This window comes from Edaphobacillus lindanitolerans (genome assembly GCF_900156305.1).
Lineage (GTDB): Bacteria > Bacillota > Bacilli > Bacillales_A > Planococcaceae > Bhargavaea > Bhargavaea lindanitolerans.
The window spans coordinates 395,786-416,315 of the sequence record NZ_FTPL01000001.1; the positions used below are offsets into that span (position 1 = coordinate 395,786).

Sequence of the window (20,530 nt, forward strand, 5' to 3'; positions counted from 1 at the left end):
TGTCCCCATCAATGGGTGCAATCTCGACTCGTCTTTATTGGCATGCCTTGGAAAACCAAGGAGCTAATCGATGGCTGTACTATTCTCGCCGCATCGAAATGTCTGTTGGGTGGTTCAGAGCAATGCGTCGACGACCTTCTGGATGGCCGCGCCCTCGCTGAACGTGACGATCTCTGCTTCCTCCCCGTTTTTCAGCCGGATCAGTTCATCAAACAGTCCGGGAACCGGGGATTCGGGACCGGTCTTCTCAAATGGTCCATCTCCCTCCGCACGGTACAGTTCCGACCAGTTTACGAGTTTCATGGCTGCTTCGGATCCATATACCGTCAGCTCGATCCGTTCACTGGAGGCCGCTCCGGCAAGGCCGCCGAACTGGACGGGCACACCGGTCCGTGTTTCACCGATTGCCAGGACGCCGGTTTCGGAAAGCGCGGGGTCATCCGGGTAATCGGTCCGTTTCGACAAAATTTCGATTCCCCCCGACAGCCGGCTCATAATCTGAATGAAATGCGGGAAGACTTCCCGTATGAACCCGCCCTGTTCCCGGGTTCCGATCCAAGGGTTCTGCTGCCACTTCCGCGGCCACTGGGGAAACTGAGCCTGCAGTTCGACCCGCATGAGGGAACCGAGCTTCCCTTCCGCCACATCCGCGAGCAGTGTGCGGACAGTCGGGCTGTAGAGAATCGGGAAATGCATCGCGGTCAGCCGGCCACTTTGCTCAGCGGCCGCAGCCATGCGTGCAGCAGTCGGTTCATCGTGGGCAAGCGGCTTTTCGCAAAGAACGTCGAGCCCGGCTTGAAAGGCAGCTTCTGCAATCGGTGCATGGTAGCGCGGCGGCGTACCGATGTACACCCAGTCCGGGGATAGCTCAAAAACTTCCTCAAGGGACCGGGCAGCCGGCACGGAATATTTCCGGCTCAATTCCCCAAGTCTGTCGGCATCCGTGTCAAACAGGACTATAGCCCCAGCCTCAGGATGCCCGGAAAGCGTGCGGAGAATGCGTTCCCCCACAATTCCGGCACCGATCACAGCGATTGTCGTCTTGTTCATCAAATCCAGCTCCGTCCTTATAAAAATAGAAATATAGGTCTTCTGGCTTGTTTTGCATCTAGCTCTGTTTCGGATTGTAACACCGACGGGTATATAGAAGTCAAACAACGAATGAGATCAAGGAGGAAATGTCATGATGAAACAAGAAAACTGGTGGGATCAAATGTTTACAGGGAATCTCGAACTCGGGATCAACAAAGAACGGCTGGCCGAATTGGAGCAGGAGAATTTCCTGTACTTCACTGAAGAGCAAGAAACCGTTCCACAGGAGCAATAACGATTGAATAAGCGACAATCGCTGTCTGCAGAAAAACGATTTGGCATGACATAGGGACCGCAACCCGCTCAACAGGGCGTCAGGGTGCGGTCCTTATTATATCATTTTACGTCATTTAATTTTCAAAAACTTTCGTTCGTATTCTGACAAAACCTCAAAGACCTGAAAGCCGTTCAAGTAGAGAGGATGTTCTAGATCAGGATGTGTTTCCCCAAACACCTCTTTATTACAGCAAAAACTGAAGCCATTCATGGTCTGGTTCATGGGTTTCCAATGCATTTCGAAGACGAGTTTTCTTCTCGTCATCGAGATATTCTTTTACGGCATGAAAATCAAGATGGTCTTTTTCTCTTGTGTTTTTCGCCTTATACAGAAGAACGATATCGGGATTCAAATACGGTATACCTTTTTTGGAGACACCCGATATCGAATTGTGCGGATAGGAAATTCGCAGATCTCTTCTGAATTTCCATTCACCCTCGTCTGTCTCATTGAGAAGAATTTCTATTTTTTCCCCGTTCACCGGATTCGCAGCGTGTATTTCATGAATCGGCAAATCTAAAAATTCCTGATCCCAGGAATGAAATCCTCCTTTGATCACCTTTTTAAATTCCCATCCTTTAAGATAATTCTTCAGGCGTAATTGGTCTTTCCGGAAAACAGCAATCTCTATATCTTCATGTTCCCTTGTTTCTTCGCCAATAAAAATGTCAATTGCCCATCCCCCTGCGAAAAACCATGGTTTTTCAAAATCAGCCATTAATGAAGTGACACGCTGACATTGTTCAAATGACATATAATCCCCCGCAAAAAATAATTTTATCTTCGTTATCTTCCTGTTTGCCAATTCCTGACCATAAACGAAATATCCTGCAAAGCCAGCCCTGTGGCATGTCATCCGAGGACTTTTGGCATCAGGTTCATGTGCCACAAACGAATGAAAAAAGAGACACCTCACGCATGCGCAAGGTGTCTCTTAAACCCTTATGTATCCAAGGTTTTGATGATGATTCCGACTGGGCTCGAACCAGCGACCTCTACCCTGTCAAGGTAGCGCTCTCCCAGCTGAGCTACGGAATCAAATCTGGGATGTTGTGCGGTGAGTCACTCGGTAACTCTCTCAAGCACATTACCTATAATAAACTGCCGCGCATCCAAAGTCAACAGCTTTTCTAAAAAAGTTTTAGATTTTCTTTTCATCTCCCGACTGAGGACTGATCTTCTTTAAATACCTGACTTAGCATGATGAGTATGGAAGGTTTTGATTTCGCAGACAAAGGTAATCATTATATAATAGATTTGATTTCCCAAATATACTTTAAACAGTGAGGTACTTATGGACGATAAACTTCTCAAAGACAGGATTGATGAACTCAATACGAGAGTGAGCGATCTCGAGCAGCTCATTGAGGACGCCAACATTCCGATCATCCCCTCGATTCTGCCAAACACCATCCTCATCCCGTTTGCAGGTGAACTGTCCCACGACCGGCTCGACTTGTCCGTGGCCAAGATCCTTGATTATGCGTCGAATTCGCACACCGACTCGGCCATTATCGACTTCACTGCCATTTCCCTCAATATGCTGGACGAGCTGGAGGTGCTCGGCGAATTCATCGAAAAAATGACGGCTTCTCTCGCATTGATGGGGATTAAGGTAATCGTCGTCGGTATTTCCCCTCCTTTTGCACAGGTGCTGGTCAATTCCGGCCTTCCGTTCATCCAGCAGATCAAAGCATTTGCCACATTCAAAACCGCACTGGAGTATTTAATGAAGCTGAAGGGCCTGGCCCTCGTCAATATCAAAGACTTCAACCGGAAATAACGAAATCCCCTCAGGCGTCTGTCTCCTGAGGGGATTTTCGGTTTTATCAGGCTGTTGCCATTTTTCCTTTGCTGCCCCGGCTCTTCGTCAAAATCTGGATGGTGATCAGGATGACGAAAAGAACGACGCCCAGAATATCGGTCATGCTTTCCGGGAAGATGAGCAGGATGCCGGCGGCCAGCGCCCCGATGCGTTCGAGCCAGTGGAGCTTCCGGTACCAGTACCCGACGGCTCCCGCGCCGATGGCGATCATTCCGACGAATGCGGTTGCCGTCACCCAGACAATCTCGATGATGCTCGCGTCGATCATCAGCATGGCCGGGTTGTAGACAAACATATACGGAATGATGAACGCGGCAATGGCCAGTTTTGCGGCAGTGACGCCGGTCTTGATCGGATCGCCGCCGGAAATTCCGGACGCTGCAAATGCCGCAAGGGCAACAGGCGGAGTGATGTCCGCAATGATGCCGAAATAGAAGACGAACAAGTGGGCAGACAGTGCCACGACCACCGGGACGGCGGCGCCTGCCGGTTCATCCATCATGAGCAGGGTGATGACGGCCGGAGCGGCGATTGTTGAAGTGATCACATAGTTGGCCGTCGTCGGCGAGCCCATCCCGAGGATGATGGCAGCCAGCATCGTGAAGAAAAGGGTCAGGATCAGGTGGCCGCCGGAAGCGGAGATGAGGCCGTTCGCCAGGCTGAGGCCAAGACCGGTCTTCACGACAACACCGACAATGATCCCGGCGCAGGCGGTGGCGGCAGCGACGGCGAGCGCCGTGCGCGCCCCGTCCACCAATGCATTGATCATATCCTTGAAGCCGAGACGGGTTTCTTTATCGAACGCACTCACCACGATCGTCAGGACAATCCCCCAGAGGGCCGCCTGCATCGTCGGAATGCCGATCAGAAGGAATACGATGATACCGAGGATCGGAAGCAGCAGATAGATTTTCTTGAACACTTCCCTGCGGTCCGGCATCTCTTCATCGGTCAATCCCGACAGGCCGATGCGCTTCGCTTCAAAGTGGGTCATGATCCAGATTCCTGCAAAGTAAAGGATGGCCGGGATGGCCGCTGCCTTGGCGATCTCCCAGTATGTGATCCCGCCGATGAACTCCACCATCAGGAAGGCGGCCGCCCCCATGATCGGCGGCATGAGCTGGCCCCCTGTGGAGGCGGAGGCCTCGACGGCACCCGCGAATTCCTTGCGGTAGCCGAGCTTCTTCATCATCGGGATCGTGTAGGAGCCCGAGGTGACGACGTTCGCGACCGAACTGCCGGAAATCGTTCCCTGCAGGGCACTCGAGAAGATGGCGACCTTGGCCGGACCGCCGGTGAGCTTGCCCGCAATCGCAACGGCAAGATCATTGAAATACTGGCCGACGCCGGTCTTGACGAGAAATGCGCCGAACAGGAGGAACACGAAAATGAACGTAGCCGATACGCTGATCGGCGTCCCGAGCACCCCGTCGGTCGTGTAGAACAGTAGCTGGGTGATGGCCGTCAGATCCTGCCCGCGATGGGCGAGGAAGCTCGGAAAGTAAGGCCCGAAGAACGCATAGACGACAAATGCGGACGCAATGATCGTAATCGGGAGGCCGACTGCACGTCTGGCCGCTTCCATCGTCAGAAGGACGGCCAGGATTCCGACGATCAGATCCAGGTCCGTCATCCGTCCCACCCGCAGGACAAGGTCTCCGTAGTTAAGCGGCCAGTACAGCCCGACTCCTACGGACAGCAGCGAAAGGATGATGTCATAGAACGGCACTTTGTCCCTCTTGGCTGTTTTCTTGCGGAACGGGAACAGCAGAAAGATCAGCGCCAATGCAAAGCCCAGGTGGATCGAACGCTGGATATATGCCGTGTACTGGCCAAATATCGCGGTATACAGCTGGAAGAGGGAGAATGCAAGCAGGCCGAAGAAGACCACTTTCTTCATGATCCCGACAAGGTCGCGCGTGTTGGCTTCCGGGTCGTATTTCTTCAGCAGTTCCTGTTGCTCCTCCTCGGACAGCTGCCCGTCGGCAGGAGTGTTGAGCGGTTCTTTGTTATCCGCCATTCATGTTCATTCCTTTCATCAGTTCGAACAGGGAAAGCTTCCGGATTCTAAAATCATATGCTTTTCCCCGCTGCAACTTTTCTTTCAGGTCATAGTTCCGGCCGCCATGGCGAAACTCCAGGTCCGCATCAATGTCGGCAATAAGCAGGACGAATGAGTCAAGGACCTTGTCGTCATACTCAAGGACATACTTCCCGCCCTTCTCCGAGAAGGTCTCGCCTTCCTCGGCGTGTCCGGGAAGGCCGATTGCCAGGTCTTCATACTCCATCCTGGCGAGCCGGATCTTCCCGTCATCCGTCACCGCGTAGGTCTCCACCACGTCGGAGAGGTGGATGGAATGCGTGTACCGGATGACAAAATTCCGGTTGCCGTCAACCCGTATGTAATGGACCGCGGGCTCATCCGCCCTTGTCTCCGTAAACGTGAACGTTTCGGCCAGCGGGACAAACAGCAGACAGGCAAACAGGAGAACACCGGAAGCGGCAAGCAGAGCTCTGCGCATGTCTCCCCCTCCTGTCGGTCCGATTAAAGAGAAATGAAGCGATGAAGCACGGCTTCATCGCTCCACTTCCTTTTTGGCAGTTCCTGGATCACTTACTTGCCGTTCGCTTCATCGAAATAGCGCTGGGCGCCTTCGTGTACCGGAATGCCGATGCCCTCGAGGCCTTTTTCCTTGCTGATGAGCGCACCTTTGGCGTGCGTGATCTTGTCCGTGTTTTCATAGATGGCTTTCGTGATGTCATAGACCACGTCATCCGGGATGTCGTTCTGGATAACGAGCATGGCACCGACGGATACCGTCGGAACATCCTGTTCCAGGCCGTACGTGCCGGCTTCGATCGTATCTTTTGCGTAGTACGGGTATTTCTCGATCAGTTCATCCGCCTTGTCTTCCTCAACCGGAACAATGTTCACCTTTGCCACCGCATTGAGTGCTTCCACAGCACCCGTCGGTGTCCCGGAGGTGATGAAGGCCGCATCGATCTGGCCCGACTGGAGGCTCTCCTGGGATTCGCCGAAGTCGAGGTTCTGGGCTTTGATGTCATCCATGGTCAGTCCGTGGATCTCCAGAAGCTGTTCCGCGTTGGCATATGTTCCGGATCCCGGCGCACCGACAGAAACTTTTTTGCCTTTCAGGTCGTCAAAAGTCTTGATGCCGGATTTGTCCGTCGTCACAAGCTGGATCGTCTCCGGATAGAGGGATCCGATTGCGGATACGGAATCGATCGCACCGTCTTTCTCGAACATGAGCTCTCCCTTGTTGGCATAGTAGGCGATGTCCGTCTGGACGAACGCGATCTCCGCCGTCCCGTCCTGAAGTGCCGTCATGTTGGCGGCAGATGCCTGGGAACTCTCGGCAGTTGTCTTGATGCCCGTTTCATCCGTGATGAACTCGGCAAATGATCCCCCGAGCGGGTAGTAGGTCCCCTGTGTGCCGCCTGTCAGAATACTGAGGAATTTGATATCGCTTTCTTTTTTGCCGCCGTCATCCCCCGAATTTCCTTCTGCACTGTCGCCTCCGCCTTCACCGCAGGCCGCCATCACGAAAAGTGCCAGGATGCTGAGAATGGCCAAGAATCGGAATCGTTTCTTCATCGTTTGGTCCTCCCCTTTTCTCTGTTTTTTGAAAACGCTTCCTCCTATTCTACCATGATGATTCATTCAGGTGTCAATGTTTTTAGAAAATAACGGGTTAATCAATAAATCCATGACTCTCATTATATGGGGAGTGGAGATCGGTTCAGGCAATCCCCGAAGGGCGGATCCTCAAAACTCCGCCCCGTCGATTTCCGTTTCGGGTGCAGTTTCTTCCGGCGGCAGGTTCCTGAATGACTCTCCCTGCTCTTCGAGGTCACGGGTCCGGTGGGCGATCCTTGAAGAGGCGCATGCTGCGACGCTGGCGACCAGGTCATCGAGAAACGTGTGTACGCCGATCCCTTTTTTCGTGTCCAGGTCATTGATGACCCCGATCTTGTTTTTGTCCAGATGCCCGAATGTCGTGACGGCGATGCTGCCGTATGTGTATACGGCACCGAGTGCGATGGTTTCATCCACGCCGAACAGGCCTTCGTCGGAAGTGACGATCTGCTTGAGCGGCTCGGACAGCAGCCCTTTCTCCGCCAGCTCGTCAAGTTCAATCCCGACAAGAAGCGCATGCTGGACTTCACGTTTCTTCAGGACGCTCTCAACCGATTCCGTGCAGTGGGCAAGTTCCAGCCCGTCATTGTATGGCGCCTGCATCTCATAGACAATTTTGGCGATGGCCTCGATGGAGACCCCGCGGCGCTCCAGCGCGTCCTTTGCGGCTTTGGTGACGACATCGGACGGCACAATCTTGGTAGGGTCGAACATGATCATTTCCCCTTTCGTAGTGGACGATGCCCACATTATACCCATTCTATCCGTTATGCTACAATGCGTGTACAGCATTTCACCCAACAGGAGGGCCCGGCCTTGAAAAATGGACGCATCAACGAACTCAACCTATACAGCAGCTCACTGGGCGAAGACATGGAATTGCTCGTCTACCTGCCGGAAGATTACTCCCCGCTCTATAAATACTCGGTCCTGATCGCTTCCGACGGAAAAGATTATTTTCAGTACGGGCGGCTGTCCCGCCTGCTTGAACGCCTGCGGAAAGAACAGGCGATCGACCGGACCATCGTTGTCGGGATCCCCTACAAGAGTGTCGGCGAACGCCGCAGGATGTATCATCCCGACGGGGACCGGAATGCAGATTACATCCGGTTCCTGGCACATGAGCTCGTCCCGTACATAGACGAAAAGTTCCCCACTTATCAAATGGGGGCCGGCCGTGTCCTCATCGGGGATTCCCTGGCCGCGACGGTCTCCCTCATGACCGCCTGCAAGTACCCGAACATCTTCGGAACGGCAGTCTGCCAGTCGCCGTATGTCGACAGCACGGTGATGGCCGCAGTGGAAGGCGTCACGGATCCATACTGTCTGGACATCTATCAGGTGATCGGCACGGGAGAGACCGAAGTGAAGACGACATCCGACGGCATCCGGGATTTCCTTGCCCCGAACCGCGAATTAAGGAATTTGATCGAGAAAAAAGGGTTTTCCTCGTTCTATGAAGAATTTAACGGTGAGCACACTTGGAAGTATTGGCAGCAGGACTTGGAGCGCGCAATCCGATTCGCGCTCGGAGACTGAGCCGATACACTATCCTCGCGCTTTCTGATATTCTTAATTATGAAAACACAACTGGGAGGTAATCGCATGAAATACGGCATCGTCGCTTTTCCATCCAAAGAACTGCAAGATCAGGCAAACGCCTACCGGAAGCGCTATGATCCACACTACGCGCTCATTCCGCCGCATATGACGATCATCGGACCATTCGAGATCGAAGGCAAGTCCATGAAGGAAGCCTCGGACGAACTCCTCAAGGTGGCTTCCGAGCATAAGCCGTTTGAGCTGAACGTGACAAAAGTCAGCACTTTCGCCCCGGTCACGAATGCCATCTACTATAAAGTCGAACCGAACGATGACATTCTGGCACTGCGCGAGGCACTTTCGCTCGACTTCATCTCAAACGAAGAATCACACCAGTATGTCCCGCACATCACGATTGCCCAGAAGATGTCGTCCGGAGAACACGACGACGTCATCGGCCAGATCAAGATGGCCGGCATGGAGCATACTGAAACGATCGACCGTGTCCACCTTCTTTACCAGCTCGAGAACGGGATGTGGACCGTATACGAAACGTTCACCCTGTCGGGGGGCCGGTAAGCGTTGGTCAGCCTGAAGCTTGCATCCACCGACAAAGAGCGGGAGGATGCCTTCGCCGTGCGGCGCACCGTTTTCGTCGAAGAACAGGGAGTTCCGCTTCACATCGAGCTGGATGAAGGCGACGAAACGGCTGTCCATTTCATTGCCTATGACGGTGACCGTCCGATTGCGGCCGGCCGGATCCGGGAAATCGGAGAAGGCACCGGCAAGGTCGAGCGTGTATGCGTCCTGCCGGAATACCGCGGGCAGCGGCTCGGGCAGCGGATGATGGTCATGCTCGAAGACCATGCCCGCGAGGCCGGCCTCAGCACGATCCGGCTGAACGCCCAGTCCCATGCACAGGATTTTTACACGAAGATCGGTTACTCGGTCACTTCTCCTGAGTTCCTGGATGCAGGCATTCCGCATCGGGCAATGGAAAAGTCGCTGGTGCCCATGGAAAATTCCACGCATGCCGCGACAGATGAATAAGTCAATGAAAAAATTCCGCCGGGATCTGATCCCGAGCGGAATTTTTGTGTCAGCCTTTGTCGATCATGCGCTGGATGTCCCCGACATTCAAGGAGTTCCCGCTCTTCAGGATCGACTCGGCAATCTGGTCTTCAAGCTGCTTGGAAACATCTTTCCTCGCCAGCTTCCCGACCTTTCGGATGATTTTTCTCACTTGCCGCTCATCCTGGAAGTTGGCATGCTGGATTGCATTGGCAAGCGCGAACAATTCATCCATCGCAACACCGGTCTTGTTTTCAATTTTCCGGAAAAGCGACTCGTTCATCCTGTTGCCTCCTTAGCAATTCGTATAGCTCTTCCCGACGATGATGAGCAGGATAAACAGGATGACGATCAAGACGAACATGGAACCTCCATAACGCCCGCCATAGCCGCCACCGCCGTAGCCGCCGCCGCCGCAGCCCCAGCCGCCGCCGAAGCCACCGCCGCCATAACCGTAGCCGAACATCGCATTCCCTCCTTTCCTGTTCCGTGTAGTGTATGCGCATCCCGACAGGTCGGCTGGTTATTCGCCCGGTTTGGATTTCCCTTCCGTTCGGCCCGTGCGGCTTCGTCCAACGCCCGCAGATCCCGGGGTTATGTTCACTTTATGCACCGCCGGACGCAGATGCTCCCCATGGACAACAAGAAAAAGCAAGCACCGGGGATCCCGCTGCTTGCTTTTATGGCCGTCCTTTCGAACGGAAGATGAGAGAGGCGATGAACCCGAACAGGATGGCGGCGCTGATGCCGGAACTCGTCACTTCGAACATGCCGGTGATGACACCGATGATCCCATGCTCTTCCGCTTCACGGAGTGCACCGTGCGTCAGGGAGTTGCCGAACGAGGTGATCGGGACGGTGGCCCCTGCACCGGCGAAATCGATGAGCGGCTCATAAAGCCCGAGTCCGTCAAGAACGGCACCTGCGACGACGAGAATGCTGAGTGTATGGCCCGGCGTCAGGTTCGCCACGTCGAACAGAAGTTGTCCGATCACACAGATGAGGCCCCCCACGATGAACGCGAGGATGAACGAAGAAATCATGATTCGCCCCCCTCTCCCATGACCAGTTCCACGGAATGCGCCGTGCACGGGATGGTATCCCCCTGCTGGAATGAAAGTGGCGAAAGCAGCGCCCCGGTGGCGATGAGCAGAACCCGCCTGTACTCCCCGTCCATCAGCCGCTTGAATACATCGGAAAAATAAACGGCGGCCGAACAGCCCGCACCGCTGGCACCGGCGAAGAATGAAGGGTCGTCCCCGTAAAATTCTTCACCCGCATCCCGCCATTTCGACCTTTTCACCTCAATCCCTTCGTCCTTCGCCATGTTCCGGAACAGTGAGGAGCCCACGCTGCCCAGATCGCCTGTGATGATGGCATCATAGTCATCCGGTGTGTTTCCGGTGCCGGACAGGTGGCGGTTGAGCGTGTCGAATGCGGCCGGTGCCATCGCAGCCCCCATATTCAGCGGATCGGTGAGCCCGTAATCGACCGAGCGGCCGACCGTCGCATGCCGGATCTCCGGGTAGCCGGGTTCGTTGGGCGTCACCGCGGCAAAACCTGCCGCCGTCACCGTCCATTGGGCAGTCGGCCCTTTTTGGAAACCATATTCGATCGGATAGCGAAACTGCCGTTCGATTGCATTGTGCTGGCTCGACGAGCCGGCAAGCGTCAGGCGGGACGCCCCCGCCTCTGTCAGAAGGGCTGCGGCTATTAATGAAGAAACTGATGTGGCACATGCGGAAAACAGGCCGATGTACGGGAGATGCAAGTTGGCTGCCGCAAAATTCGAAGGCGTCATTTGGTTGACGAGATCACCGCAGAGCAGAAAGTCTGCATCCGCCGGCATCGCTTCCGCCTTTTCAAGAACGAGACCGCAGGCGTCCTCGATCATCCGGCTGTGCGCTTTTTCGTTCGTCTCTTCGCCGCAGAGTTCGGAATCATAAAACTGGTCGAACAGATGAGCGAACCGGCTTTTCTTTTTTTCGAGCGGACCCGCTGCGACCGCCGCGGAGCGGATCGAGGGCCGGCCGCTGAAGGAGAGGACACCCCGGGCTACCATCCGACCACCCCGAACTTCACGAGGATCGTTTTGATGAGCGCAACCACAAATGCAGCGAACACGCCGAAAACGATGACGGATCCTGCCAGCTTGAACATATTCCCTCCGACCCCGAGCACATATCCTTCGGTCCGGTGCTCGATCGCCGAAGAAATCATTGCATTGCCGAACCCGGTCACCGGCACCGCGGATCCCGCCCCGCCGAACTGCGCAATCTTCTTATACTTACCGAAGCCGGTCAGCAGCATCACGATGAAGATAAGCGTGGCCACCGTCGGGTTGCCCGCCGTCTTCTCGGTGAAGTCGAAGAAATACATATAGAAATACATGATTCCCTGCCCGATCGCGCAGATCAGGCCGCCTGTCAGGAAGGCCCGGATCAGGTTCCCGGCCAGCGGCACTTTCGGGCTCATTTTCTGTTCCAGCTGAGAATATGTTTTTTGGTCCATCAGGTCTCTTCCTTCGAAAGGGATTTGATTGTTTCCACCTGGTCGTGCAGCTTCTTCTTGTCATCCCTCAGTTTTTCTAGTTTTTCGGTTTCCCAGTAGATTTTCTGATCTCCCGACAATGTGACGGTCCGCTCGGGAAACTCCTCTTCCATCTTCTTTTTGAGTTTCTCCTCGATCTTCGCTTTCTTGAACCGGCTCAGCGGCTTGACGTCCACCCCGACGAGCAGGTCCTCCTTGACGAATACAGCGACTGCGGAGGAGATGCGCTCTTCCCCGTCCAGCACCCGTTCGGCCCGCTGCTCGTCGTCTGCATCCGGCTCGCCGGTCACACGGATCTCCGCCTTCCCTTGGCCGCAGCCCGACAGGATCAGCACGATTCCGGCGGCTCCCAGCATTTTTTTCAAGACGCCACCTCCGTTTTTCGTCCAGCTGTGCGGGCCGGGCTCAAGGCCTTGCTGCTCCCCGGGGCTGGCCCGGTTCCGCAGCCGGACTTGTGCCTGCTGTCCATGGCCGGCCCGCTCGCTTTTATCCAGTATGTCCGACGGCCTGATCAGGTATGCAATCAATTCGGCCATCCCTCCTTGCAACTGATGCGTTTTCATTCAAATTTCTTTGCCTCAACCGGTGAATACCGGACGTCCGCCCGGCCGCCCGCTCCGGCACCGCATAAAGTAGGTAGAGTTAGAGGGGAGGAGGTGTTTAACTATGGGTTGCTGTGGACGAAAAGAATTCGTCTCCGGATCTTCTTCCTTTGAGAACTGCCTTTGCGAAGTCATCCGGGTCATCAAGGACATCCAGGATGCCGGCGCGGAAGAGTGCGCAACCTGCGCAACAAGCTGTTTCCTCGAGCCGCTCGGAAGCCTTGTGAATCCGGCTCGCCGCACGCCGATCGACACGCGTGTCATCGTCCTCCTCACGAAAGAAGGCTGTCCTTTCAAAGTGCAGGACCTGACGTGCTCGGCTGACAAGCATGAAGAAGAGTTCAAATTCTTCCGGATCGAAGAAATCCTGAACGGAAGCTGCTGCGTGACGCTTCGCGCACTCAGAAAGCTGCATACAACAAGCCCGACGACGCATTGTTGCTTTGAGGCGACTGACGTCTGTGTAACGGTCGACATCAGCTGCTTCTGCGCTGTACAGTGTGTGGCTGACTGCTTCCTCGATCTGTGTGACTGACCGCTGACGTTGCGGTGTCCTCGCCCGGCCAAGCCGGGCGTTTTTTATTATGATTCCTCTGATGCATCCGCACATACAAAAAAGCGGGCCGCACTCCTTTGCGGGAGTGCGGCCCTGCCTTATCTCGACAATCCGATCTTTCTTCTTCACGGTTTTTGCGCATCAGCCCATCTGTTTAACTTCTCGGAAACGGCTTCCCTTTCCACCAGATGGCTTCAAGCGCATGGACCGGAATCTCCCTCGAATCGCCCGCTTCGACGGCATTCCGGATATGGACCATCCCGTCTTCCAGACGCTCGATGTCTCCCGTGACTGCACCGCCGTCCTTCAGGCGGAACTGGATCGGGCGGTAGGCCTGGCGCTGGAACGGCCGGGAAAGGAACCGCAGCTGTGCCAGGACTTTCTCTGCCTCCTCCGTTTTTCCCGGAAGTGTATAGACGGATGTGCTTTCGTCCAGTTTTTCTTCCTCGGCAAGCCACTCCTTTGAGTAAACCGGCTCTGAAATGAAATGGACCGGCGGAGAGTCGACAAACAAAAGCGGTCCTGTGTCCCGAATTTCCATTGCCCACATCCTTTTTCCCCATCTTATGCAGGCGGATGCGCAGCGGACACCAGCATTTCTACAACTGAGAAATGAACAGGGTGGCGAGCCCGAGATAGATCAGGATGCTGATGATGTCGTTGAGTGTCGTGATGAACGGTCCGGAAGCGACGGCCGGGTCGATCTTGATCCGGTGCATGAGCAGCGGGATGAACGATCCTGCCACCGTCGCCACGAAGATGGAGCCGAGTATCGCGGCCCCGACAAGAAGTCCGAGCACCGCTTCGTGTTTCCAGAGGAATACGAGCAAAAAGACGAACACGCCGCAGACGCTGCCGGTGATCAGGCCGGTCCCGGCTTCGCGGAACAGCAGCTTCATTTTGCTTTCTTCCTCGATGTCTCCCGTGGCGATCCCGCGGACGGCGACTGCCAGTGACTGGGTTCCGCTGTTTCCCGCCATCCCCGCAATGAGCGGGATGAAAACGGCGAGAAGGGCCACCTGGTCGAGCGTCTTTTCAAAATGGCCCATCAGATTGGCGGTCACCATCCCGAGGAATGTAAGGAGAATGAGCCATGGCAACCGCTTCTTGGCTGCGTTCAGCGGACTGCGGTCGGGTGTATCCATGTCGGAAACACCGGCAAGCTTCGAGTAGTCATCGGAGGCTTCTTCTTCAAGGACATCCATGATGTCATCCACCGTGATGATCCCGAGTAGATGCTGCTGGAAGTCGACGACCGGGATGGCGAGGAAGTCATAGTCCTTCATCGTCCGGGCGACTTCTTCCTGGTCGGCGCTGACCAGGACGCTCACGACCCGCTCATTCATGATGTCCCCGATAATCGAGTTTTCATCGGCGATGATGATGTCGCGAAGCGAGACGACTCCGGCGAGGCGGTTTTCGTCATCCGCCACGAATATGTAGTAGATGGTCTCCGCCTCAGGAGCGGCATTCCTCAGGATCGCCATTGCCGATCGGACCGTCGAGTTTTTGGGGATTGTGACGTATTCCGTCGTCATGATGGAGCCGGCTGTATATTCTTCATAATGGAGCAGGTCCTTGATTTCCCGGGCATCCTCATCTTCCATGAGGGTCAGGTAGGTGAGCGCCTTGGACTTATCAATCTCATTGAGGACGTCGACCGCGTTGTCGGCATACATCTGGGCGAGCATGTCGGCCGCGTACCTGGTGTCCATTTCCTCAAGGAATCCGCCGAATTCTTCATCCGGGATTTCCGAGACCTCGAAAATCTCGGCGAGTTCCGCCGGTGACAGGTACTCATACATTCGCCTGCGAAGCCCGGGGCCGGCCTTCTCGTAATACTTGGCCTGGTCATAAGGGTGCCCGGCAAGGAATTCCTCCCTGAACAACTCGGGCTGCTCCTCTTCCAAAAGACGGGTTACCAGTTCTTCATCGATATGTTGTTCTTCTTGTTCATTGAGTAGTTCCGGCATGCCGGTCCCCTCCTTCCGTTATGACCCGCCGCATCGGGGCGGCGGAGAGAATGATGAACGGGCCGCTCACGGGGTACACTGATAACAGACCTACCGGGAATGGAGTGAGCGATATGAAATTAGATATATTTGGTGATATCCATGGATGTTTTGATGAATTTATGGAATTGTTCAAGAAGCTCGGCTACCGGATGGAGAATGGCCGCCCCGTCCACCCCGATGGCAGGAAGCCTGCATTCGTCGGAGATGCGACGGACCGCGGCCCGAAGTCGGTGGACATGCTGAAATTCCTGTTCGCCCTTGACGATGCGGGCGATCTCATCTATTCCCCGGGAAATCACTGCAACAAACTGTATCGGTACATGCTCGGCAATCATGTCCAGCTCAAACACGGTCTTGAGACAACGGTCGCTGAACTGGATGCACTTCCGGCAAAGGAACGTGAACACATCCGGCGGAGGTACATCAAGTTTTACGAATCGCTGCCGCTGTACCGGCAGCTCGACGGCGGGAAACTCATCATCGCGCATGCCGGCATCCCGGAGGAACTGATCGGCCGCACGGGCGGCAGCAGGCTCAGGACGTTCGTCCTTTATGGTGACATTACCGGAGAGACACTTCCGGACGGACGTCCGGTCCGGCGTGACTGGGCGAAGCATTATAAGGGAAATGCATTCGTCGTCTACGGGCACACCCCGGTCAGGGAATGCCGGTTCATCCGCAACACGGTGAACATCGATACCGGATGCGTGTTCGGGGGCAAACTGAGCGTCCTGCGCTATCCGGAGAAGACAGTGGAAAGCGTCGCTTCCCGGCAGCCGGACCAGCCGGGGAAGTTCAGTCATTTCCCCGGCTGAGCCCGCTTATCCGCATATCTTCCGGCAGTTCACTGAGAAACCGGACCGGCTTCCCGGTCAATGGATGGTCGAATGCGAGCTCTCTGCAGTGGAGCGCCTGCCTGCCGAGGATTGACAGGTCGCCGCCGTACAGGCTGTCCCCTTCAAGGGGATGCCCGATGGACGCAAGATGCACGCGGATCTGATGGGTCCTCCCCGTGTGCAGGATGACCGACAGCTCATTGAGCGGCCGGCCTGCCGGCATCCCGGTCCGGACCACCCGCACTTCGGTCAGCGCAGGCTGCCCGTCAGGCCGGACTTCCCTTTCGATGATGCTGCCCTTCTTGCGGCCGATCGGGTCATCGATTGTGAAATGGCCGCTTTCAAACCGGCCGGGCACGATGGCCGCATACCGTTTGAACATGCCGCCCGCCTTCAGTTTCTCGGACATGAGATGATGGATGTGGCGGTTTTTGGCGATGCAGACAAGACCCGATGTTTCCCTGTCCAGCCTCGTGACGACGTGTACGGTCGCGGGAAGCCCCTCGCTCCGGAATTTTCCGGCGACGAAGTTGGCAAGCGTGCCGGATGATGCATCCCGTGACGGTATGGTCGCCTGTCCTGCCGGCTTGTCGAGGATGAGCAGCGCTTCGTCTTCGTAAATGATGGCCAGCGGCCCGACTTCGGGCAACAGTCCCTCTGCCGGCTGTTCGGGCGGGAAGACGACCGTCACTTCGTCTCCTGCCGCGAGACGGTGCCGGACATTCTTTTCCAGCCCGTTCACATACAGGTTGCCCCCGCGGTATTTCACAGCGGTGAGCGTTCGTCTTGATATGCCGCATCCGGACAAAAAGCGCCCCAGTTCACCGCTTTCTTCCCCGGCGATGAACGTGAGGCGGAACCTGCGGTCAGCGGACATCCTGTCCGATATCCGAATCGATGAATGAATCATGGACCCTTCTCCAGAAGGGGAATGGCCGGAACCGGGCAAAGCGGACTTTTTCGCCGGCAACACGGTAGCTGATCGTCTTGACATCCTTATGGAGAAGATGGAGATGGTCGATCGTCACCATGAAGTCCGGGCCCTTCACAGGTTTCAGCACACACGAATGATGCGCCGGCAAGACGAGCGGGGAGCCGACGGTCCGGAACACCCGGTTGTTGATCGACGCCATCTCCGTCAGCTGCATCGCCTGCAGCGACGGGTGGATGATCGCCCCGCCGAGCGCCTTGTTGTATGCCGTGCTCCCGGATGGCGTCGAGACGCAAAGGCCGTCCCCCCGGAAACGTTCGAACGGCATGCCGTTAAGCTCCACGTCCATGACAAGCGTGACATCCGGAGATTTGACGGTCGATTCATTCATTGCGAGATAAACGGCGTCATTCATCCCGCTCCGGTAGCTGATCGTCACTTCGAGAAGCGGATACTCGATCACATCGTATTCTCCCTTGGCGATCGAGATGACGAGCTTCTCGAGTTCCGGCGGCTGCCAGTCGGCATAGAAACCGAGATGCCCCGTATGGACGCCGAGGAAGGCCGTTTCCGACAGACGGTCCCGGTAGCGGTGGAACGCATGGAGGAGCGTCCCGTCACCGCCGATTGTCAGCACGATGTCCGGTTCGGCCTCGTTGAAGACCATGCCGAAGCCCGTCAGATAACCCTTGGCCTGCTCGGCAAGAGTATTGGACAGGTCATCCCCTCTCGACTGGATTGAAAACTTCATCGTTCCCGCCCCCTTCCTCCGGTTTCCGGACATCATCACGCTGTTCGCCCCGGTATTCGCTGAAAAATCTTTGCGCTTCCTGGATCTCGTCGCGGATCTGAGACATTTCCTCGTCAAGTGAGAATGCCGCCTCTGCCGCACTCTGCAGGCGTTTCTTTATCTCTTCCGGGAAATCGCCTTTGTATTTGTAGTTGAGGGAATGCTCGATCGATGCCCAGAAATTCATAGCGAGCGTGCGGATCTGGATCTCGGCAAAGATGGCCCGCTCACCGTGGATCGTCTGGACAGGATATTCGATGATCATATGATAGGACCGGTAGCCGCTCGGCTTCACCTTGGATATATAATCCCGCTCTTCGACCACGCGCATGTCTTTCCTTTGCCGGATGCTTTCCACGACCGTTCCGATGTCGTCCACGAACTGGCACATGATCCGGAGTCCCGCAATGTCCGGGAGTTCATTCGCCAGTTCCTCTCCCGGCTCGAACGGAACGCCTTTTTCGAGCGATTTGTCGTAGATGCTCGCAAGCGGTTTGACCCGGCCCGTGACGAATTCGATCGGCGCATGCTCGATCTCCGTCGCGAACTGGGCCCGCATCCCTTTCAGCTTGATTTTCAGCTCATCGACCGCCTGTTTATACGGTTCCAGGAATCGTTCCCATTGTCCCATTGTTTACTCCCCCGATCGGTCCGGACCCGTCAGGCCCCGAGGATTTCGTGAAACGCGGCTTCCACCGCGGCGGAGAACCCGTCTCCGTAATTATCGTTTCCTTCGATGTTGAAGACGAGCATGTCCAGTTCGTCCGTAAAGCGGTCCAGACACATCCGGCTGCTGCCGTCCGTGAGATGCGGATCCGTCCCTCTTTGAAGCGACTTTGCCATCAGCGGCCATGTCTCTTCCGTGAAATGAATATGGAGGAACTGATCCCCGTCGTCGAGCAGATAGACGAATGACCCGGTATCGGTATCGGTGATCATCCGTCCTGCCGGCTTTGCATCCGGCAATGCCACTCCTTTTTCGAGGAGGAATTCGATGCTCTCTCCGCTTTCAATTGCTTCGCGGATCATCAGGTTGCGATTCACATGCCCTCTTCCCTTCTTACATAAATGCATAGTCGTTCTCAGTCTATCACAGAGCACGCCGTTTCGCAGTTCCCAATATGGGACGGAAGGCACCCGGAGAGGGTGAAAATCGATTTATTTGTGAATCGGGGGGCCGGTTGATAGAATGATTTTAAAATCATAGCCAATTGAAGAGCCAACGGAAATTGCAAAGGAGCATGCATCATGACCCGGAAACCCATTATTCCTTACGAAGAGATCGGCGCCGAGCTGCTGTCCGATCTTGTGGACCGCTTCTATGGAAAAGTCGCCCGGCATCCGATGCTTACGCCCATTTTCCCTGATGACCTGACTGAAACCGCCAGGAAGCAAAAACAGTTTCTCACCCAATTCCTGGGCGGACCGAACCTATACACGCAGGAGCATGGCCATCCGATGCTCCGTGCCCGCCATATGCCGTTCCCGATCACCTATGACCGGGCACAGGCGTGGCTGGAATGCATGGCAGAGGCGATGGATGAAGTCGGACTCGACGGGAAGATCCGGGACGACTTTTACAACCGCCTCATTTTGACCGCGAACCACATGGTCAATCGTCAAGACACGGATGAGGAGGGATCCAGTTGAATCTCATGCCGAACCCGTCTGAAAGCACCGAGGCCGAGCAACCGTCCAAGCCGCTTGAACTCTATGTGTTCATCGACCCGGGCGATGATTTATGCTGGAACCTCATCCCTGTGCTCCGCCGGCTTCAGGTGGAGTACGACCGGTACTTCACCTACCGTGTCATCATGAAGGTCTCAAAGGTGGCGCAGCGGGGAATCCCATACGCCATCGAAACCGGCATGCTGCAGGCTGCGCATCCCGCCCTCCCGGCTGTGGCCATAAAGGCTGCTGAATTCCAGGGCAAACGGGCCGGCTTCAAGTTCTTGTCCAAGCTGTTCGACTATCGCTTCCTGAAAGGCCGCGATGTGAGCACCCCCGAGACGCTGATCGAGATTGCCGGCCGGATCGGCATCGATATCGATGAGTTCATACAGGACTTCCGGTCGGTCAACGCCGCAAAGTCGTTCCAGTGCGACCTGTACATTTCGAGGGAGATGGAGGTCGACAATGCCCCGAGCTTCGTCTTCTTCAACAACAATTTCGAAGACGAAGGTCTGATGGTTGAGGGTGTCCACGATTATGAGATCTATGTGAAGGTGCTCGAGGAGCTGCTCGGTGAACAGATGGACAAAGCCGTCCCGCCTTCACTGGATGAACTGTTCAAACGGTTCGACTCCCTCACGACCAACGAAATCGCCGCCATTTATAAAGTGAATATCCGTACGGCTGAGCGCGAATTGAAAAAGCGCCTCCTCCAGCGCCGGGTTGAATGCGTTCCCTTCTCGGGAACGAAGCTCTGGCGCCGAAAATTGGATCTTTGACCGCCATCATATCCGGAACTGCCCTGCCCCGCTGCCGAAGCGTTGCGGGGCTTTATTTTGGCTCCGGCGGTTCATGTCAATTCCATGGGGCCATGATTACAGGGATGTCCCATTCTTTATGGAAACAGACAGAAGGCCGAAAACAAAAAGAACACCCGCTCCGGGGGAGGAGCGGGTGCCTTTTTCGTATTACACGAAGGGGATGGGGGAAATGTTCACGTTCAAACAAAAGGGGTGTTTGTTTGGTGAAATATTTCACGTTCTTAATTTAACACGGAATAATAGTATGCGCAAGTTTTCACAATGAATTTCACATGGTTGTCACATTGTGAACG

At 55.3% G+C, this 20,530-nt stretch carries 27 protein-coding genes and 1 tRNA gene; 9 read left to right on the forward strand and 19 right to left on the reverse strand.

The features are described 5' to 3' along the window. Positions 1-114: 114 nt before the first annotated feature. Positions 115-1,050: a Gfo/Idh/MocA family protein gene (locus B0B07_RS01880; protein ID WP_076756676.1), complete on the reverse strand. Its 936-nt coding sequence runs from the start codon at positions 1,048-1,050 to the stop codon at positions 115-117. A 133-nt stretch (positions 1,051-1,183) separates the two neighbouring features. Between B0B07_RS01880 and B0B07_RS15315 the strand changes: the two genes are divergently transcribed. Next, on the forward strand, positions 1,184-1,327 hold the full coding sequence (locus B0B07_RS15315) for a hypothetical protein (RefSeq protein WP_200805771.1): 144 nt from the start codon (positions 1,184-1,186) through the stop codon (positions 1,325-1,327). A 226-nt stretch (positions 1,328-1,553) separates the two neighbouring features. On the opposite strand, the gene B0B07_RS01885 is transcribed toward B0B07_RS15315, so the two are convergent. Further along, positions 1,554-2,225 (reverse strand): nucleotidyltransferase domain-containing protein, encoded by a 672-nt coding sequence (locus B0B07_RS01885; protein WP_234982228.1) that lies wholly within the window; start codon positions 2,223-2,225, stop codon positions 1,554-1,556. A 109-nt stretch (positions 2,226-2,334) separates the two neighbouring features. Continuing rightward, positions 2,335-2,407: transfer RNA gene (locus tag B0B07_RS01890), tRNA-Val, on the reverse strand. A 256-nt stretch (positions 2,408-2,663) separates the two neighbouring features. Between B0B07_RS01890 and B0B07_RS01895 the strand changes: the two genes are divergently transcribed. After that, the gene (locus B0B07_RS01895) at positions 2,664-3,152 is read left to right on the forward strand and encodes an STAS domain-containing protein (RefSeq protein ID WP_076756677.1); all 489 of its coding nucleotides are present in this window, start codon (positions 2,664-2,666) and stop codon (positions 3,150-3,152) included. A 46-nt stretch (positions 3,153-3,198) separates the two neighbouring features. On the opposite strand, the gene B0B07_RS01900 is transcribed toward B0B07_RS01895, so the two are convergent. The 4 genes from B0B07_RS01900 to B0B07_RS01915 all read right to left on the reverse strand — a co-directional run bounded on the left by B0B07_RS01900 (position 3,199) and on the right by B0B07_RS01915 (position 7,566). Further along, positions 3,199-5,214, reverse strand: a complete 2,016-nt coding sequence (locus B0B07_RS01900) for a TRAP transporter permease (RefSeq protein WP_076756678.1) — start codon at positions 5,212-5,214, stop codon at positions 3,199-3,201. Continuing rightward, positions 5,204-5,716, reverse strand: a complete 513-nt coding sequence (locus B0B07_RS01905; RefSeq protein ID WP_076756679.1) for a DUF1850 domain-containing protein — start codon at positions 5,714-5,716, stop codon at positions 5,204-5,206. The genes B0B07_RS01900 and B0B07_RS01905 overlap by 11 nt, the downstream gene beginning before the upstream one ends. 92 nt (positions 5,717-5,808) lie before the next feature. Beyond that, positions 5,809-6,810, reverse strand: coding sequence for a TAXI family TRAP transporter solute-binding subunit (locus tag B0B07_RS01910; RefSeq protein WP_076756680.1), 1,002 nt, complete (start codon positions 6,808-6,810; stop codon positions 5,809-5,811). 171 nt (positions 6,811-6,981) lie between these two features. After that, positions 6,982-7,566 (reverse strand): phosphatidylglycerophosphatase A family protein, encoded by a 585-nt coding sequence (locus B0B07_RS01915; protein WP_076756681.1) that lies wholly within the window; start codon positions 7,564-7,566, stop codon positions 6,982-6,984. Between the two features lie 102 nt (positions 7,567-7,668). Between B0B07_RS01915 and B0B07_RS01920 the strand changes: the two genes are divergently transcribed. From B0B07_RS01920 to B0B07_RS01930, 3 genes are all read left to right on the forward strand, one after another. Further along, the gene (locus B0B07_RS01920; protein ID WP_234982229.1) at positions 7,669-8,391 is read left to right on the forward strand and encodes an alpha/beta hydrolase; all 723 of its coding nucleotides are present in this window, start codon (positions 7,669-7,671) and stop codon (positions 8,389-8,391) included. A 66-nt stretch (positions 8,392-8,457) separates the two neighbouring features. Continuing rightward, positions 8,458-8,973, forward strand: coding sequence for a 2'-5' RNA ligase family protein (locus tag B0B07_RS01925; protein ID WP_076756683.1), 516 nt, complete (start codon positions 8,458-8,460; stop codon positions 8,971-8,973). A 3-nt stretch (positions 8,974-8,976) separates the two neighbouring features. Beyond that, positions 8,977-9,444 (forward strand): GNAT family N-acetyltransferase, encoded by a 468-nt coding sequence (locus tag B0B07_RS01930; RefSeq protein ID WP_076756684.1) that lies wholly within the window; start codon positions 8,977-8,979, stop codon positions 9,442-9,444. A gap of 49 nt (positions 9,445-9,493) precedes the next feature. Here the strand turns inward: B0B07_RS01930 and B0B07_RS01935 are convergent, their stop codons facing one another. From B0B07_RS01935 to B0B07_RS01960, 6 genes are all read right to left on the reverse strand, one after another. Next, positions 9,494-9,748: a stage VI sporulation protein F gene (locus B0B07_RS01935; protein ID WP_076756685.1), complete on the reverse strand. Its 255-nt coding sequence runs from the start codon at positions 9,746-9,748 to the stop codon at positions 9,494-9,496. 12 nt (positions 9,749-9,760) lie between these two features. Then, on the reverse strand, positions 9,761-9,931 hold the full coding sequence (gene yjcZ / locus B0B07_RS01940; RefSeq protein ID WP_076756686.1) for a sporulation protein YjcZ: 171 nt from the start codon (positions 9,929-9,931) through the stop codon (positions 9,761-9,763). Positions 9,932-10,145: 214 nt separating this feature from the next. Beyond that, on the reverse strand, positions 10,146-10,508 hold the full coding sequence (gene spoVAE / locus B0B07_RS01945) for a stage V sporulation protein AE (RefSeq protein WP_076756687.1): 363 nt from the start codon (positions 10,506-10,508) through the stop codon (positions 10,146-10,148). Next, on the reverse strand, positions 10,505-11,527 hold the full coding sequence (locus B0B07_RS01950) for a beta-ketoacyl-[acyl-carrier-protein] synthase family protein (RefSeq protein WP_076756688.1): 1,023 nt from the start codon (positions 11,525-11,527) through the stop codon (positions 10,505-10,507). Before B0B07_RS01950 ends, spoVAE begins: the two co-directional genes overlap by 4 nt. Next, positions 11,521-11,976, reverse strand: a complete 456-nt coding sequence (spoVAC, locus tag B0B07_RS01955) for a stage V sporulation protein AC (protein ID WP_076756689.1) — start codon at positions 11,974-11,976, stop codon at positions 11,521-11,523. The genes B0B07_RS01950 and spoVAC overlap by 7 nt, the downstream gene beginning before the upstream one ends. Further along, positions 11,976-12,551 (reverse strand): hypothetical protein, encoded by a 576-nt coding sequence (locus B0B07_RS01960; RefSeq protein ID WP_076756690.1) that lies wholly within the window; start codon positions 12,549-12,551, stop codon positions 11,976-11,978. The genes spoVAC and B0B07_RS01960 overlap by 1 nt, the downstream gene beginning before the upstream one ends. A gap of 130 nt (positions 12,552-12,681) precedes the next feature. Here B0B07_RS01960 and B0B07_RS01965 point away from each other — a divergent pair, with 130 nt between their 5' ends. After that, positions 12,682-13,152 (forward strand): CotY/CotZ family spore coat protein, encoded by a 471-nt coding sequence (locus B0B07_RS01965; protein WP_076756691.1) that lies wholly within the window; start codon positions 12,682-12,684, stop codon positions 13,150-13,152. A 175-nt stretch (positions 13,153-13,327) separates the two neighbouring features. On the opposite strand, the gene B0B07_RS01970 is transcribed toward B0B07_RS01965, so the two are convergent. Both B0B07_RS01970 and mgtE read right to left on the reverse strand, forming a co-directional pair. After that, positions 13,328-13,714 (reverse strand): hypothetical protein, encoded by a 387-nt coding sequence (locus B0B07_RS01970; protein WP_076756692.1) that lies wholly within the window; start codon positions 13,712-13,714, stop codon positions 13,328-13,330. 58 nt (positions 13,715-13,772) lie between these two features. Further along, entirely contained in the window at positions 13,773-15,146 is a 1,374-nt protein-coding gene (gene mgtE, locus B0B07_RS01975; RefSeq protein WP_076756693.1) for a magnesium transporter, read from the reverse strand. 113 nt (positions 15,147-15,259) lie between these two features. Between mgtE and prpE the strand changes: the two genes are divergently transcribed. Beyond that, positions 15,260-16,003 carry a bis(5'-nucleosyl)-tetraphosphatase PrpE gene (gene prpE, locus B0B07_RS01980; RefSeq protein WP_076756694.1) on the forward strand — a complete coding sequence of 248 codons (744 nt, stop codon included), beginning with the start codon at positions 15,260-15,262 and terminating at the stop codon, positions 16,001-16,003. On the opposite strand, the gene B0B07_RS01985 is transcribed toward prpE, so the two are convergent. The 4 genes from B0B07_RS01985 to B0B07_RS02000 are packed head-to-tail and all read right to left on the reverse strand — an operon-like array spanning position 15,984 to position 18,789. Continuing rightward, positions 15,984-16,901, reverse strand: a complete 918-nt coding sequence (locus tag B0B07_RS01985; RefSeq protein WP_076756695.1) for an RluA family pseudouridine synthase — start codon at positions 16,899-16,901, stop codon at positions 15,984-15,986. The two genes, prpE and B0B07_RS01985, sit on opposite strands and share 20 nt — an antisense overlap. Then, positions 16,891-17,706 carry an NAD kinase gene (locus tag B0B07_RS01990; protein WP_076756696.1) on the reverse strand — a complete coding sequence of 272 codons (816 nt, stop codon included), beginning with the start codon at positions 17,704-17,706 and terminating at the stop codon, positions 16,891-16,893. Before B0B07_RS01990 ends, B0B07_RS01985 begins: the two co-directional genes overlap by 11 nt. Then, positions 17,675-18,376, reverse strand: coding sequence for a GTP diphosphokinase (locus B0B07_RS01995; protein ID WP_076756697.1), 702 nt, complete (start codon positions 18,374-18,376; stop codon positions 17,675-17,677). The genes B0B07_RS01990 and B0B07_RS01995 overlap by 32 nt, the downstream gene beginning before the upstream one ends. 29 nt (positions 18,377-18,405) lie before the next feature. Beyond that, the gene (locus B0B07_RS02000) at positions 18,406-18,789 is read right to left on the reverse strand and encodes a UPF0738 family protein (protein WP_076756698.1); all 384 of its coding nucleotides are present in this window, start codon (positions 18,787-18,789) and stop codon (positions 18,406-18,408) included. A 204-nt stretch (positions 18,790-18,993) separates the two neighbouring features. Between B0B07_RS02000 and B0B07_RS02005 the strand changes: the two genes are divergently transcribed. Continuing rightward, complete coding sequence (locus tag B0B07_RS02005; RefSeq protein ID WP_076756699.1) at positions 18,994-19,395, forward strand: globin domain-containing protein; 402 nt, start codon at positions 18,994-18,996, stop codon at positions 19,393-19,395. 5 nt (positions 19,396-19,400) lie between these two features. After that, complete coding sequence (locus B0B07_RS02010) at positions 19,401-20,195, forward strand: DsbA family protein (protein WP_076757463.1); 795 nt, start codon at positions 19,401-19,403, stop codon at positions 20,193-20,195. The last annotated feature ends 335 nt before the right edge of the window (positions 20,196-20,530 follow it).